The 14,850-nt window shown below is 69.5% G+C and carries 12 protein-coding genes and 1 tRNA gene; 8 read left to right on the forward strand and 5 right to left on the reverse strand.

Annotated features, from left to right (window positions below; all coding sequences use genetic code 11):
• Position 1: 1 nt before the first annotated feature.
• From pepN to HLB44_RS11645, 3 genes are all read left to right on the forward strand, one after another.
• Positions 2–2,722, forward strand: coding sequence for an aminopeptidase N (gene pepN / locus HLB44_RS11635; RefSeq protein ID WP_173122737.1), 2,721 nt, complete (start codon positions 2–4; stop codon positions 2,720–2,722).
• Positions 2,719–3,726 (forward strand): class 1 fructose-bisphosphatase, encoded by a 1,008-nt coding sequence (locus tag HLB44_RS11640; protein ID WP_173122738.1) that lies wholly within the window; start codon positions 2,719–2,721, stop codon positions 3,724–3,726. Before pepN ends, HLB44_RS11640 begins: the two co-directional genes overlap by 4 nt.
• 68 nt (positions 3,727–3,794) lie before the next feature.
• A tRNA-Thr gene (locus tag HLB44_RS11645) sits at positions 3,795–3,870 on the forward strand.
• A gap of 108 nt (positions 3,871–3,978) precedes the next feature.
• Here the strand turns inward: HLB44_RS11645 and HLB44_RS11650 are convergent.
• Both HLB44_RS11650 and HLB44_RS11655 read right to left on the reverse strand, forming a co-directional pair.
• Positions 3,979–5,859, reverse strand: coding sequence for an RCC1 domain-containing protein (locus HLB44_RS11650; RefSeq protein WP_173122739.1), 1,881 nt, complete (start codon positions 5,857–5,859; stop codon positions 3,979–3,981).
• 314 nt (positions 5,860–6,173) lie between these two features.
• Positions 6,174–7,253: a TRAP transporter substrate-binding protein gene (locus HLB44_RS11655; protein ID WP_173122740.1), complete on the reverse strand. Its 1,080-nt coding sequence runs from the start codon at positions 7,251–7,253 to the stop codon at positions 6,174–6,176.
• Between the two features lie 206 nt (positions 7,254–7,459).
• On the opposite strand from HLB44_RS11655, the gene HLB44_RS11660 reads away from it, so the two are divergent.
• Positions 7,460–8,887: a M28 family metallopeptidase gene (locus HLB44_RS11660; RefSeq protein WP_173122741.1), complete on the forward strand. Its 1,428-nt coding sequence runs from the start codon at positions 7,460–7,462 to the stop codon at positions 8,885–8,887.
• Between the two features lie 7 nt (positions 8,888–8,894).
• Here HLB44_RS11660 and pmbA read toward each other — a convergent pair whose 3' ends face one another.
• Positions 8,895–10,283 carry a metalloprotease PmbA gene (pmbA, locus tag HLB44_RS11665; protein WP_173122742.1) on the reverse strand — a complete coding sequence of 463 codons (1,389 nt, stop codon included), beginning with the start codon at positions 10,281–10,283 and terminating at the stop codon, positions 8,895–8,897.
• A 96-nt stretch (positions 10,284–10,379) separates the two neighbouring features.
• Here pmbA and yjgA point away from each other — a divergent pair, with 96 nt between their 5' ends.
• Entirely contained in the window at positions 10,380–10,931 is a 552-nt protein-coding gene (gene yjgA / locus HLB44_RS11670; protein ID WP_173122743.1) for a ribosome biogenesis factor YjgA, read from the forward strand.
• Positions 10,924–11,505 (forward strand): molybdopterin adenylyltransferase, encoded by a 582-nt coding sequence (gene mog / locus HLB44_RS11675; protein ID WP_173122744.1) that lies wholly within the window; start codon positions 10,924–10,926, stop codon positions 11,503–11,505. Before yjgA ends, mog begins: the two co-directional genes overlap by 8 nt.
• On the opposite strand, the gene cysE is transcribed toward mog, so the two are convergent.
• Positions 11,498–12,277 (reverse strand): serine O-acetyltransferase, encoded by a 780-nt coding sequence (gene cysE, locus HLB44_RS11680; protein ID WP_173122745.1) that lies wholly within the window; start codon positions 12,275–12,277, stop codon positions 11,498–11,500. The genes mog and cysE overlap by 8 nt on opposite strands.
• Positions 12,278–12,321: 44 nt before the next feature.
• Complete coding sequence (locus tag HLB44_RS11685; RefSeq protein ID WP_173122959.1) at positions 12,322–13,029, reverse strand: RNA methyltransferase; 708 nt, start codon at positions 13,027–13,029, stop codon at positions 12,322–12,324.
• A gap of 161 nt (positions 13,030–13,190) precedes the next feature.
• Between HLB44_RS11685 and HLB44_RS11690 the strand changes: the two genes are divergently transcribed.
• Both HLB44_RS11690 and HLB44_RS11695 read left to right on the forward strand, forming a co-directional pair.
• Complete coding sequence (locus HLB44_RS11690) at positions 13,191–14,231, forward strand: inositol monophosphatase family protein (protein ID WP_173122746.1); 1,041 nt, start codon at positions 13,191–13,193, stop codon at positions 14,229–14,231.
• A 127-nt stretch (positions 14,232–14,358) separates the two neighbouring features.
• Positions 14,359–14,805, forward strand: a complete 447-nt coding sequence (locus HLB44_RS11695; RefSeq protein WP_173122747.1) for an outer membrane lipoprotein — start codon at positions 14,359–14,361, stop codon at positions 14,803–14,805.
• Positions 14,806–14,850: the final 45 nt, after the last annotated feature.

Consider the following 14,850-nt stretch of genomic DNA (forward strand, 5'->3'; position numbering starts at 1 on the left):
CATGCGTGAAGGACCCGCCACCGTGATCCGCCGCGAGGACTACCAGGCCCCGGCGTTCTGGATCCGCACGGTCGACCTGACGTTCGACCTCGATCCGGCGAAGACCATCGTCACCAGCAAGCTGCGCATCGAGCGCAACCCGAACGCGCCGCAAGGCCAGGCGCTCAAGCTCGACGGCGAAGAGCTCACGCTGCTGCGCGTGCTGGCCGACGGCGACAGCGTCTCGTTCCGCCACGAGCCCGGCCAGCTGGTGATCGACAACCCGCCGGCCCCCGACAGCTTCACGCTCGAGATCCGCAACGCCATAGCGCCCGAGAAGAACAGCGCGCTGTCGGGGCTGTACACCTCGGGCGGCGGCTTCTTCACGCAGTGCGAGGCCGAGGGCTTCCGCCGCATCACCTACTTCCTCGACCGCCCCGACGTGATGGCGGTCTTCACGGTGACGCTGCGCGCCGACAAGCACAAGTACCCGGTGCTGCTGTGCAACGGCAACCTCGTCGAGCAGACCGAGCTCGACCACGGCCGCCACTGCGCCAAGTGGCACGACCCGTTCCCGAAGCCGAGCTACCTGTTCGCGCTGGTCGGCGCCGACCTGGTCGCGCGCGAGCAGCGCATCCGCACGCGCGCCGGCAAGGATCACCTGCTGCAGGTCTACGTGCGCCGCGGCGACTTGGACAAGACCGAGCATGCGATGAACTCGCTGATGGCCTCGGTGGCCTGGGACGAAGCGCGCTTCGGCCTGTCGCTCGACCTCGAGCGCTTCATGATCGTCGCCGTCGGCGACTTCAACATGGGCGCGATGGAGAACAAGGGCCTGAACATCTTCAACACGAAGTACGTTCTGGCCAGCCCGGCGACCGCCACCGACCAAGATTTCTTCGGCATCGAGAGCGTCGTCGGCCACGAGTATTTCCACAACTGGACCGGCAACCGCATCACCTGCCGCGACTGGTTCCAGCTGTCGCTGAAGGAAGGCCTGACGGTCTACCGCGACCAGGAGTTCTCGGCCGACATGGCCGGCACGCCGTCGGCGCGCGCGGTGCGCCGCATCGACGACGTGCGCGGCTTGCGTGCCGCGCAGTTCCCCGAAGACGCCGGCGCGATGGCCCACCCGGTGCGGCCCGACAGCTACGTCGAGATCAACAACTTCTACACCGCCACCGTCTACGAAAAAGGCGCCGAAGTGGTGCGGATGATGGCCACGCTGGTCGGCCGCGATGGCTTCCGCCGCGGCATGGACCTGTACTTCCAGCGCCACGACGGCCAGGCCGTGACCTGCGACGACTTCGCGCAGGCGATCGCCGATGCCAACCCAGGCAGCGCGCTCAGCGCCAACCTGGCGCAATTCAAGCGCTGGTATGCCCAGGCCGGCACGCCGACGCTGCACGCCGAGGGCATCTACGACGCGCCGACGCAGACCTTCACGCTGACCCTGCGCCAGACCTGCGCGCCGTCGCCCGGACAGGCCGAAAAGCACCCCTACGTGATCCCGGTCGCGATGGGCCTGGTCGACGCTGAAGGCCGCGCGTTGCCGCTGCAGCTCGAGGAAGAAGACGCACCCACCGGCACCGAGCGCGTGCTGGTGCTGACCGACGGCGTGCAGGCCTTCCGCTTCGTCAACATCGATGCCGAGGTGGTGCCCTCGCTGCTGCGCGGGCTGTCGGCGCCGGTGCACCTGCGCGACGGCCTCGACGACGCGGCGCTGCTGCAGTTGCTGAACCACGACCACGATCCGTTCAACCGCTGGGAAGCCGGCCAGCGCCTGGCGCTGAACCGCATGCTGCAGGCGGTGGAGCACCGCGCCGCCGAAGCGGTGCTCGACGAGGCCTTCGTCGCCGCGATGCGCGCCGTGCTGCGCCATCCGACGCTCGACGCCGCGTTCAAGGAGCTCGTGCTGACGCTGCCGAGCGAAAGTTACGTCGCCGAGCAATGCGCGAGCGTCGATCCGCAGCGCATCCACGTCGTGCGCGAGCTGATGCGCCGGCAGCTCGCCGCGCGGCTGCACGCGGACTGGATCTGGGCCTGGGAACAGCACCAGGTGCGCGAAGGCTACCGGCCCGACGCGCAGCAATCGGGCCGCCGCGCGCTGGCCAACCTGGCGCTGCGCAACCTGGTGCTGCATGCGGTCGAGACGGCCGATCCGGTGTGGCAGGGCCGCGCCTACCAACGCGTGAAGGACGCGGCCCAGATGACCGACCGCTTCGGCGCGCTCGAGGCACTGGTCGGTGCGCATGCCCAGCTCGCCGAGCCCGCGCTGGCGCACTTCCACGCCCTCTTCGCCGACGATGCGCTGGTGATCGACAAGTGGTTCTCGCTGCAGGCGATGGCGCCGGAGCCGATCGGCGAAGGTGCCGGCCAGGTGCTGCGCCGCGTCAAGGCGCTGATGCAGCATCCGGACTTCACGCTGAAGAACCCGAACCGCGCGCGCAGCCTGATCGGCGGTTTCTGCCACGGCAACCCGGCCGCCTTCCACCGCGCCGATGCCGCGGGCTACATCTACTGGGCCGACCGCGTGCTCGAGCTCGATGCGATCAATCCGCAGATCGCCTCGCGCATCGCCCGGGCGATGGACCGCTGGAACCACCTGGCCGAGCCGCTGCGCAGCGCCGCGCGCGAAGCGATCAAGCGCGTCGCGGCCAAGCCCGAGCTGAGCCCGGATGTGCGCGAGATCATCACCAAGGCGCTCGAATCGTCCCCCGACCCGCTCGCCGCCGCCGCATGAAACGCATCAGCCTGACGCAGTACCTGGTCGAGCAGCAGCGCGAGCACGGCCACATCCCGAGCCAGCTGCGGCTGCTGCTCGAGATCGTCGCCCGCGCCTGCAAGAGCATCGCGATCTCGGTCAACAAGGGCGCGCTCGGCGAGGTGCTGGGTACCGCCGGCACGCAGAACGTGCAGGGCGAGGTGCAGAAGAAGCTCGACGTCATCTCCAACGAGGTGCTGATCGAGGCCAACGAATGGGGCGGCCACCTGGCGGCGATGGCCAGCGAGGAGATGGACTCGATCCACGTCGTGCCGAACCGCTATCCGCAGGGCGAATACCTGCTGCTGTTCGACCCGCTCGACGGCTCGTCGAACATCGACGTCAACGTCTCGATCGGCACCATCTTCTCGGTGCTGCGCAAGGTCGGCCACACGCGCGGCGTCGCCGAGGAAGACTTCCTGCAGCCGGGCAAGCAGCAGGCCGCGGCCGGCTACTGCGTCTACGGGCCGCAGACGGTGCTGGTGCTGACGGTCGGCTCCGGCGTCGCGATGTTCACGCTCGACCGCGAGACGGGCTCGTGGGTCTTGACGCAGAGCGAGGTCACGATCCCGGACGACACGAAAGAGTTCGCGATCAACATGTCCAACATGCGCCACTGGGCCGCTCCGGTTCGGCGTTATATCGATGAATGCCTGGCCGGCAAGGAAGGCGTGCGGGGCAAGGACTTCAACATGCGATGGGTTGCGAGCATGGTCGCCGACGTGCACCGCATCCTGACGCGCGGCGGCGTCTTCCTCTACCCCTGGGACCAGCGCGAGCCCGACAAGCCCGGCAAGCTGCGGCTGATGTACGAGGCCAACCCGATGGCCTTCATCGTCGAGCAGGCCGGCGGCGCCGCGACCAACGGCCGCCAGCGCATTCTCGACCTGGTGCCCGAGAAGCTGCACGAGCGCGTCAGCGTCGTGCTGGGCTCGAAGAACGAGGTGCAGCGCGTGACCGACTACCACCTCGCGGCCGACTGAATTTCGAGTTCTGAACGGAGCCCCGGCGGAACGACCAGAAACTTCGCCTATACTCCGCGGTTCACCGTGCCGGTGTAGCTCAGTTGGTAGAGCAGCGCATTCGTAATGCGAAGGTCGGGAGTTCGACTCTTCTCACCGGCACCAAGAAAATCAAGGGCCTGCAAGCGGTGACGCTTGCAGGCCCTTGTCCTTTTTGCGGGCCGTTTCCGCCCGCTCGTGTCAGTTCTGCGGGCCGTTTCCGGCCCGCTCACGTCAGGGCAGCACCCTGCGCTCGAGGTTCGGCCAGTACGACACCGGGCCGAGGTTCAGCGGTGCGGTGCCGACTTCGTTCTTGACCTGCAACGGGACAGTGCTCCTGGCGGTGCTGCTGCCGCCCTGGCCCAGGATGCCGCCGAAGCCGGTGCCCCAGACCAGCAGGCGACCGTCCGACGCCAGCGCGAGCGAATGGCCGTAGCCGGCACCCAGGCTCACCACGTCGACCAACTGGCCGGTACCGGCTATCGACACCACTTCGGCCGGCAGCGCGGATTCGTTGCCACGCGGACTGCCCGCTCCGTCACCCAGCTCGCCGGACAGCCCGAGGCCCCAGCTGTACGCCTTGCCCGTGTTGTCGATGGCCAGCGAGTGATTGCCTCCGGCAACGACCATGCGCAGGCCGCTCCAGATTCCGGTGCCGGTCGGCGCGCTCACCAGCACCGCCTTGGTGTAGCGGTTGCCCAGGTCGCCATGGCCCAGTTGGCCCGACGTGTTCTTGCCCCAGGCATACGCCCGACCCGTGGCGGTCAACGCGAACCCGTGCTGATGACCGGCGGAGATCGCCACGATGCCGGTGATCGGGGCGTTTGTCCCGTCGTCGACCACCAGCGCCGGTTTCAGCTCGTTGGTCGACGTGCTCCCCTGGCCCAGGGCGCCGTCGGTGTTCTTGCCCCAGGTGACCACCCGACCGTCCGCCAGCAGCGCCGCGTTCCACGAAAAGCCCGAAGCGATGGCCACCGCCTTGCCGCCGGGAACCACGCCGGGCAGCTTCTTCGGGTCGGGGCCGGCCAGGCTGGTGGCATCGCCCCAGGCATAGACCGTGCCGTCGTCGGCGAGGGCGAGCGAATTGGCGCCGCCGCTGGAAACCGCGACGATGCCCTTCAGGGCTTGGACGCCGGCCGGGTCGGTCACCTTGCCCGCGCGGCTGTCGCCGCTCGTGTTCGGGCGCCCCAGCGCGGTGCTGCGGCCCCAGGAGTAGAGCTCGCCATCCTCGGTGAGCGCAAAGGCCTGGTATTCGCCGGCTGCGACGGCCACGACGCCGCTCAGCAGGCCGTCACCGGTGGGGGCCTTCACCGGCATCGGCAGGAAGGCGCCGATCGACGATCCCGTCCACGTTCCCTGCCCCAGTGGCGCATCCGCAGCGCCCCAGACGAGTGCCCGGCCGTCCGGCGTCGCGAGCAGGTTGTACTTCGCGAAGGGTCCGGTGCCGATGGGCTGCGCCTGCGGGATGACCTTGACCGACGCCTTGCCGACGACACCATCCTTCGCCACGCTGATGGTGTGCGTGCCCAGCCGGCGGCCGGTGACGGCCGTGCAGTCGCTCGCGACCTCGATGGCGACCGGGGCGTCGCTGCTGCAGGTGTAGGGGCCGGGGACGGCCATGCCCAAGGTGTCGGTCAGCGTGAACTGCGCCGTCACCGCGAGGTTCCAGCCGATCTTGCCGACCGCAGGGGTGACCACCTTGGCGACCACGTTGGGCGGCGGGTTCAGCACGTCCGCCGCCAGGCCGATGTACTTCACCTGCTCACCGAAAGACCCGCCGAGCACGAAGATCCGCCCATCGGACACCACCAGGAAGATGCCGGTCTCGGGGTAGAAGCGATAACGCCAATTCTCGGTGGCCATGTCGGGCCGATGCGAGGGGAAGAGCTGCGGGTAGTTCGCCTCGGCGAAGTTGAACAGCTGCGTCGCCTCGAGCGCCGGGTCCACCGCGGCCGCGGCCTGGCTGCTGGTGGCGGCCGGTGCGGCCAGGGCCTCGACGGCGCGCGCGATGCGTTGACGGCCCTGCTGCGGACCTTGGTCGTGATCGGATCCCCCGCCGCAACCGGCGGCGGCGCCGGCAGCGATGGCGAGGGTGAATAGCGTGCGTAGCTTCATGTCATTCCAGGGTTGAATCGAGCGGTCGAGCGACGGGAGACCACCGGTGCGGGAGGGTCGCGCGCGGTTCGTGGCTCACTGCAGCTGCCGGGTGGCAAAGCTGACATTGTCGACTGGAAGCAATTCCCGGTGAAACCGCATGAAACAGGGCATCGGCCTGGCCGTCACCGGTCGCGGCAGCATGATATGTGTGCCGGGCGTCGCCGAGCGCGCTTGGCCGCGTCCCTGAAACGTTAGCGGCCTGCGACGCCCTGGTCGGGCGCGGCAGGCCGGTGGTCAAGATCCGACGGGGCGGGCGTTGCGCCCGCCACCGATCACAGCTTCTGCGACTGCATGTAGTCGTCGAAGCCGGCTTCGGCGAAGCGGAACCACAGGTTCTGATCGCGGCGGAAGGCGGCGTAGTCCTCGTAGATCTTCTTCCAGTTCGGATTCTTGCCCGAAATGTCGCTGTACAGCGCCATCGACTCCTTGAACGCCGCGTCGAGCACGTCCTTCGGGAAGCGGAACAGCTTGGTGCCGCCGGCGACCAGCTGCTTCAGCGCGCCCGGGTTCTTGGCGTCGTACTTGGCCTGCATGTCGGTGTGCGCCACGGCGGCCGCGCATTCGACGATCGCCTTGTTCTCGGCCGACAAGCCCTCGTAGGCCTTGCTGTTGATGTAGAAGTCCAGCTGCGGACCACCTTCCCACCAGCCGGGGTAGTAGTAGAACGGCGCCACCTTGTTGAAGCCGAGCTTCTGGTCGTCGTACGGGCCGACCCATTCGGCGGCGTCGATCGTGCCCTTCTCGAGCGACTGGTAGATTTCGCCGCCGGGGATGTTCTGCGGCACGCCGCCGAGCTTTTCGAAGACCTTGCCGGCGAAGCCGCCGATGCGCATCTTCATGCCCTTGACATCGGCAATCGACTTGATTTCCTTGCGGTACCAGCCGCCCATCTGCGCGCCGGTGTTGCCGCCGAGGAAGTTGACGATGTTGAACTGCTTGTAGAACTCGCGCATCAGCTTCAGGCCGTTGCCTTCGATCATCCACGCGGTCATCTGGCGCGAATTGAGGCCGAACGGGATCGCGCAGCCGAGCGCGAAGGTCTCGTCCTTGCCGAAGAAGTAGTAGGGCGCGGTGTGCGCGACTTCGACGGTGCCGTTCTGCACGCCGTCGACGACCCCGAACGGGGGCATCAGCTCGCCGCCCGCATGGGTGGTGATCGTGAACTTGCCGCCGGACATCTCGCTGACCTTCTTCGCGAAGACCTCGGCCGCGCCGAAGATGGTGTCGAGCGATTTCGGGAAGCTCGACGCCAGGCGCCAGCGGATCGCGGCTTGCGCGTGCACCGCCGGGGCGACGCCCGCAGCCAGAACGCCGGCCAAGCCGGCGCTACGAACGAAGGAACGACGTTCCATGCAGATCTCCTAAGCAATTTTGCAGTGAAGTGCGCGGCATTCTAGAAGTCGGTCCCCCGCGCAGGCCGGGGTGAAACCCGGTCAACGCAGGCGCCGGATTCGATGCTTTGCACGGCCGCTGCGCAGACTAGGGCCGCGAGCTTGAAACTCCCTGAAATTCGGGAAAGTCCCAGGCCGCGGCGCATCCGGAGGGCGACACTTCGGCGATGCCTCATCGTCTTGCCGGCCTCGGTGCCGCCGTGCTGCTCAGCGCCTGCGCAACGCCGCCAGCCCCTCCTGCCGAACCGCACCGCGATCCGGCGATCGCCGCGCTGCTCGCCGAGATCTCGCCGCAGCGCATCGAAGCGCGCATCCGCACGCTGGCGGCCTTCGAGACCCGCCACACCTTGTCGGAGACCGATTCGCCGACCCGCGGCATCGGCGCCGCGCGGCGCTGGATCAAGGCCGAGCTGGAGGCCTGCTCGCGGGAAGCCGGCGGGCGCCTGCAGGTCGCCTTCGACGAGCACCTCGAACCCGCCGGCGCGCGCGTGCCGAGCGCGACGCCGATCGTCAACGTGGTCGCGACGCTGCCCGGCACGCAGCCGTCGTCGCGCGATCGGCTGCTCGTCGTCAGCGGCCACTACGACTCGCGCGCCAGCGACGTGATGGACGCGCACTCGGTCGCCCCCGGCGCCAACGACGACGCCTCCGGCACCGCCGCGGTGATGGAGATGGCCTGCGTGATGGCCCGCCGGCGCTTCGACGCCACGCTGGTGTTCATGGCGGTGGCCGGCGAGGAACAAGGCCTGCTCGGCGCGACGAACTGGGCGGCACAGGCACGGCGCCAGGGCCTGCAGGTCGAGGCGATGGTCACCAACGACATCATCGGCAGCCCGGTCGGCGATTTCGGCCAGCGCGATGCGCGCCAGGTGCGCCTGTTCGCCGACGGCCTGACGCCGCTGCTGCGGCTGGCGCTGCGCGCGCCGGCCAACCAGAGCACCGAGGACGCCGCGGCACAGGCGGCGGTGCGGCAGCAGGTCGACGACTTCGCGCGCGCCGGCGGCAGCGCCGACTTCCCGACGCACCAGCTCGGCCGCCACCTGAAGGAAGCCGCCGAACGCCACCTGAGCGGCTTCCAGGTCAACCTGATCCAGCGCCCCGACCGCTACCTGCGCGGCGGCGACCACCTGCCCTTCCTGGCGCGCGGGTATGCCGCGGTGCGCTTCACCGAGCCGTTCGAGAACTTCCGCCACCAGCACCAGAACGTGCGCACCGAGAACGGCGTGCGTTACGGCGACCTGCCGGAGTTCGTCGACTTCGGCTACGTGGCCGATGTCGCGCGCATCAACACCGCGGGCCTGGCCACGCTGGCGCTGGCACCGGCGCCGCCGAAGAACGCCCGCGTCGAAGTGCTGGAGCTGACCAACGACACCGCGCTGCGCTGGGATGCGAACAACGAGCCCGACCTGGCCGGCTACCGCATCGTCTGGCGCGAGACCGGCTCGCCCGTCTGGCAGCACCGGCGCGACGTCGGCAACGTCACGCGGATCGTGATGAGCGGCCTGTCGAAGGACAACCTGATCTTCGGCGTGCAGGCCGTCGATCGCGACGGGCACGCCAGCCTGGCGAGCTTTCCGCTGCCGCTGACCCGCTGAATCCGCTTCACGCGCCGGCCACCTTCATGCGGTCCATCAGCATCGAGCCGACCGTCTTGCCGCCGAGCGTGTAGCGGTCGGCGCCCAGCGCGACGATGCCGCGCAGCATGTCGCGCAGGTTGCCGGCGATCGTCACCTCGTGCACCGGATGCACGATGCGGCCCTGCTCGACCCAGTAGCCGGCGGCGCCGCGCGAGTAGTCGCCGGTCACGTAGTTGACGCCCTGCCCCATCAGCTCGGTGACGAAGAAGCCGCGGTGCAGCTTGCGCAGCATCTGGTCGAGATGGTCGCCCGGCTGCGTGTGGCGGCTGGTCAGCGACAGGTTCTGCGAGCCGCCGGCGTGCCCGGTGGTCTTCAGGCCGAGCTTGCGCGCCGAATAGCTCGACAGGAAATAGCCCTGCACGACACCCGCATCGACGACGCGACGCTTGCGCGTGCGCACGCCTTCGTCGTCGAACGGCGCGCTGGCCTTGCCCTTGCGCTGGTGCGGGTCCTCGTCGATGTCGAGGTGGTCGGCGAGCACCGGTTGGCCGATGCAGTCGAGCAGGAACGTGGCGCGCCGGTACAGCGCACCGCCGCTGGTGGCCTGCACGTAGGCGCCGAGCATGCCGGCGGCGAGCGAGGACTCGAACAGGATCGGCACCTCGCAGGTGGCGATCTTGCGCGCCGCCAGCCGCGACAGCGCGCGTTCGGCGGCATAACGCCCAACCGCCTCGGGCGAGGCGAGGTCCATCGCATCGCGCATCGAGCTGTACCAGGCATCGCGCTGCATGTCGGGCTCGCCGCGGCGGCTGCGCGACGGCTGCACCGCGATCGGCGCCACCGAGATCGAATGGCGCGAGCTCGAGTAACCGCCGCGGAAGCCGCGGCTGTTGCCGGCCCAGAAGTGCGATTGCTGCGCCGAGGTACCGGCGCCTTCGCTGTTGCCGATGCGCCGGTCGGTGGCGAAAGCGGCGTCCTCGCAGCGCCGCGCCAGCTCGGCGGCGGTGTCGGCATTCAGGTCCCACGGATAGAACAGGTCGAGGTCGCGGGCGGCCTCGTCGGCGCCGGCCAGGTCGTCGGCCTCGGGCAGGCCGGCGGCCGGATCCTCGGCGGTGAAGCGCGCGATGTCATAGGCCGCGCGCACCGTCTGCTCGATCGCCTGGCGCGAGAAGTCGGACGTGCTCGCGTTGCCGCGCCGCTGGCCGAGGTAGACGGTGACGCCGAGCGACTTGTCACGGTTGCGCTCGACGTTCTCGAGCTCGCCCTTGCGCACCGAGACCGACAGGCCCGCGCCCTCGGAAACCTCGGCGCCGGCGTCGCTGGCGCCGAGCGTGCGCGCAATGTCCAGCGTGTCCTCGATGATCTGCTGGAACTGCTCGCGTTGAAAGGCGAAGCCCTGGGAGGTGGTGGACATGGGGTGCGCTCTCTTGTTTTGGGCTGGGCGACAATCATAGCCACGCCCCTTCACGCCCTTCACGCCCTTCACGCCCTTCACGCCCCTTGTGGCCCCATGCGCCCCGATCCCGAAGACCAAGACGACAGCGCCGCCGAGCGCCCGAGCAAGACCCAGCTCAAGCAGCACAGCCATGCGCTGCAGGCGCTCGGTGCCGAGCTGGCCGAGCTGCCCGACGACCGCTTCGCCGCGACGCCGATGCCCGAGGCGCTGCGCGAAGCGATCCTGACCTACCGCCGCACCAAGTCGCATGAAGGGCGGCGCCGCCAGCTGCAGTACGTCGGCAAGCAGATGCGCGCGGCCGACGAGGAGCCGCTGCGCGAGGCGGTGGCCTCGTTCAAGCTCGGCTCGGCGAAGGACACGCTGATGCTGCACGAGGCCGAGCGCTGGCGCGACGAGCTGATCGCCGGCGACGACGCGTCGACGCGTTGGGCCGCGACCTATCCGCAGTCCGACCTGCAGCGCCTGCGCAGCCTGATCCGCACCGCGCGCAAGGATGCCGCCGCGCAGCCCGAGCAGCGCAGCGGCCGCGGCTACCGCGAGCTGTTCCAGTTCATCAAGCCGTGGCTGGCCACCGATGCCGAGGACGGGAGTAAATCCGATGAGTGACTTCGACCCGCTGCGCATCGGCGTGATCTCGGTCAGCGACCGCGCGTCGGCCGGCGTCTACGAGGACAAGGGCATCCCGGCGCTGCAGGACTGGCTGGCCCGCGCGCTGCGCAACCCGATCGAGTGGCAGACGCGGCTGATCCCCGACGAGCTGGACACCATCAGCGAGGCGCTGCGCGAGCTGGTCGACGGCGCGCGCTGCGACCTGGTGCTGACAACAGGCGGCACCGGCCCGGCGCCGCGCGACGTGACGCCCGAGGCGACGCTGGCGGTCGCCGACAAGGAAATGCCCGGCTTCGGCGAACAGATGCGGCAGATCAGCCTGCGCTTCGTGCCGACGGCGATCCTGTCGCGCCAGGTCGCGGTGATCCGCGGCCGTGCGCTGATCATCAACCTGCCGGGCCAGCCGAAGTCGATCGCCGAAACGCTGCAAGGCCTGCCCGAGCAGGGCGTGCCGGGCATCTTCGCCGCGGTGCCCTACTGCATCGACCTGATCGGCGGGCCCTACCTCGAGACCGACGAGGCGGTCTGCAAGGCGTTCCGGCCCAAGTCGGCCATCCGGCCGACTACTTGACGAGCCGGTTCAGCCCCTCGGCATCGAAGTTTTCGGTGGTGTGCGCATCCTGCGGCACGCATTCGGCCGCCGGCAGCTCGCGCGCGCCCGACGAGAGCTTCTCGATCGCCTGCCACAGCAGGGCGATCTGGTGCTCGTGGCTCGACGCGTTGTCGATCAGCCCCTTCATCGCCTGCGCCACCGGGTCGTCGCCCAGCGTCACGCCGTAGGCCGAGAAGCCCATCTTGGCCGCCGCTTCCTCGCGCTGCGCATCGGCCGACTTCTGCACGATGCGCGCCGGGATGCCGACCGCCGTCGCGCCCGCTGGCACCGGCTGCAGCAGCACCGCGTTGGAGCCGATCCGCGCGCCGTCGCCGACCGTGAAGCCGCCGAGCACCTTCGCGCCGGCGCTGACGATCACGCCGCGGCCGAGTGTCGGATGGCGCTTCGCGCCCTTGGTCAGCGAGGTGCCGCCCAAGGTCACGCCCTGGTAGATCGTGCATTCGTCGCCGACCTCGGCGGTCTCGCCGATGACGATGCCCATGCCGTGGTCGATGAAGACGCGGCGGCCGATCGTCGCGCCCGGGTGGATCTCGATGCCGCTGAAGAAGCGGCCCAGGTGCGACAGGAAGCGGCCGGTCACCGTGAAGCCGGCTTTCCAGGCGCGGTGCGCGAGGCGGTGCCAGATCAGCGCGTGCAGGCCGGGATAACAGGTGATGACCTCCCAGGTCGAGCGCGCGGCGGGGTCGCGCTCACGGATGCAGGCAATGTCTTCACGCAGGCGGCTGAACATCTCTGAGGTCCCGGGTCAAAGGCGCGGCCAGTGTATGCGGGCCGCTATTTCCCTGCCGGCGGGCGACTTGTCTGCTGCACCGCGCGGGCGATGCCGCGCAGGATGTGCAGCTCCTCGCGCGTCAGCTGCGCGCGGTTCAAGAGCTGCTGCAGCCGCGGCAGCAGCCGCTTCGGCGCCGCCGGGTCGAGAAAGCCGATCTGCTCCAGCGTCTCCCGCCAATGCTCGAGCGCGCCGATCACCTCGGGCAGGCTGGCGTGCTCGACCCGCGGCGTGCGCGGCACCACCGCGAAGCCGCCGCGCGCCTGGCGCCACTCGTAGGCGATCAGCTGCACCGCCTGCGCCAGGTTCAGCGAGCCGTAGTCCGGATGCGTCGGGATGCTCAGGCAGGCCTGGCAGCGCCAGACGTCCTCGTTGGCCAGCCCGAAGCGCTCGCTGCCGAAGACGAAGGCGATGCGCCGGCCGTCGGCGGCCAGCGCCGGGAAGTGGTCCCGCGGCGCAAACGTCGGCGGCCCGAAATCGCGCGGCGTCATCGCCGTGGCGCAGGCGATGTGGATGCCCTCCAGCGCCTCGGCCAGCGTGTCGACGATGCGCGCGCGCGTCAGCACGTCGGCCGCGCCGCTGGCCATCGCCACGGTCTCCTCGTGGCTCAGCACGTCGGCAAAACGCGGCTGCACCAGCACCAGCTCGGCAAAGCCCATCACCTTGATCGCGCGCGCTGCCGCGCCGACGTTGCCGCGGTGGCTCGTGCGCATCAGCACGAAACGCGTCGGGTCGGGCGGCGGCGGGGGTTCTGTCACGGTGGGGTCACGGCGGCTAAAATCGCGGGCTTCGGCATCGACGGCCATTGTCGTTCGCCCGCGCTCTTTCCCTTCGCCGCCGCACCGCCCCCCTCTCCAGGAATCCAGGACGTCCCATGACGCAACAGCAACAGCTGCACCCGATGCTCAACATCGCCATCAAGGCCGCACGCGCCGCCGGGGCGATCATCAACCGCGGTTCACAGGACCTGGACATCCTGAAGATCACGCACAAGGGCCCGAACGACTTCGTCAGCGAAGTCGACCAGGCGGCCGAGAACGCGATCATCGAAACGCTGCTGACGGCCTATCCCGGCCACGGCATCCTGGCCGAAGAGTCCGGCCGGGAGCACGGTGCGAAGAACAGCGAATTCGTCTGGATCATCGATCCGCTCGACGGCACCACCAACTTCCTGCACGGCTTCCCGGTCTACGCGGTGTCGATCGCGCTCGCGCACCGCGGCGTGGTGCAGCAGGCCGTCGTCTACGACCCGACCCGCAACGACCTCTTCTACGCCTCGCGCGGGCGCGGCGCCTTCCTCAACGACCGCCGCCTGCGCGTCAGCAAGCGCATCCGTCTTTCCGACTCCTTGATCGGCACCGGCTTCCCGTTCCGCAAGGGCGACAGCTTCCAGCGCTACGTCAAGATGTTCGAGACCGTGATGCAGGCCTGCGCCGGCGTGCGCCGGCCCGGCGCGGCCGCTCTGGATCTGTGTTATGTCGCCGCCGGCTGGTACGACGGCTTCTTCGAGACCGGGCTCAATCCGTGGGACATGGCGGCCGGCTCGCTGATGATCACCGAGGCCGGCGGCCTGGTCGGCAACTTCACCGGCGAGGCCGACTACCTGTACCAGCGCGAACTGGTCGCCGGCAATCCGAAGGTCTACGCGCAGCTGGTCACGCTGCTGGCGCCGTATACGCGCGTCATCAAGGCCGACGAGCCGGGCGCGGAGCATGCGCCGGCCGCGGCGCCGGCATCGGACATCGTCGCCGACGCGCTGGCCGGCGCGATCGCCCAGGCCGACGCGCCGCCGCCGGCCGACGTCCCGCGCGAGCGCAAGCCGGTGCGCATCCGCAAGCCCGTGGCGCCCGCCGATGGCGAGGCGCCCGCCGCACCGCCCCCGGCGCGCCGCCCTGCGCGCACGCCGCGCGGCTGACGCCGTAGGGACTCTCCGACAGCCGCGGCGCGGCGCGTCCGACGTTGCAAGTGATGGATGACCGGCATCGGTCGGCCCCGTGCGGCCCTAAGGTTCATGCACACCATCCACCTGTTGGAGCAAAACCATGAATCGTCGTTGGCCTGCCGCCGTGTTCCTCGCTTCCGCCGCCGTCCTCGGCGGTTGCGGTTCGACTTCTTCCGTTCCTGACGCGCCGATCACCTACGGCTCGTCGTACAGCGTGTCCACGGGTACCGTGCAAGGCATCGACGTCGTCGGTTCCGAGCAACGCGGCCCGGGTGCCGGCGCGGTGCTCGGCGCCGTGATCGGCGGCGTGCTCGGCAACCAGGTCGGCTCGGGCAGCGGCCGTGCTGCCGCCACGGGCATCGGCGCGGTGGGCGGCGCGATCATCGGCCACCAGATCCAGAAGCGTAATGCCGATGACGTCTATCGCGTCAGCGTGCGCTTCGACAACGGCGAACGCCGCCACTTCGACTTCCAGCGCATCGACGATCTGCGCGTCGGCGACCGCGTGCGCTACGACGGCGGACAGCTGCACCGGACGTACGGCTGACACCTGTCCCCGGCCCGCCGCAGTCGCCGATCAACGCGAGTGCGG

Origin of the sequence: Pseudaquabacterium terrae, from assembly GCF_013266755.1 — a bacterium.
Classification (GTDB): domain Bacteria; phylum Pseudomonadota; class Gammaproteobacteria; order Burkholderiales; family Burkholderiaceae_C; genus Pseudaquabacterium; species Pseudaquabacterium terrae.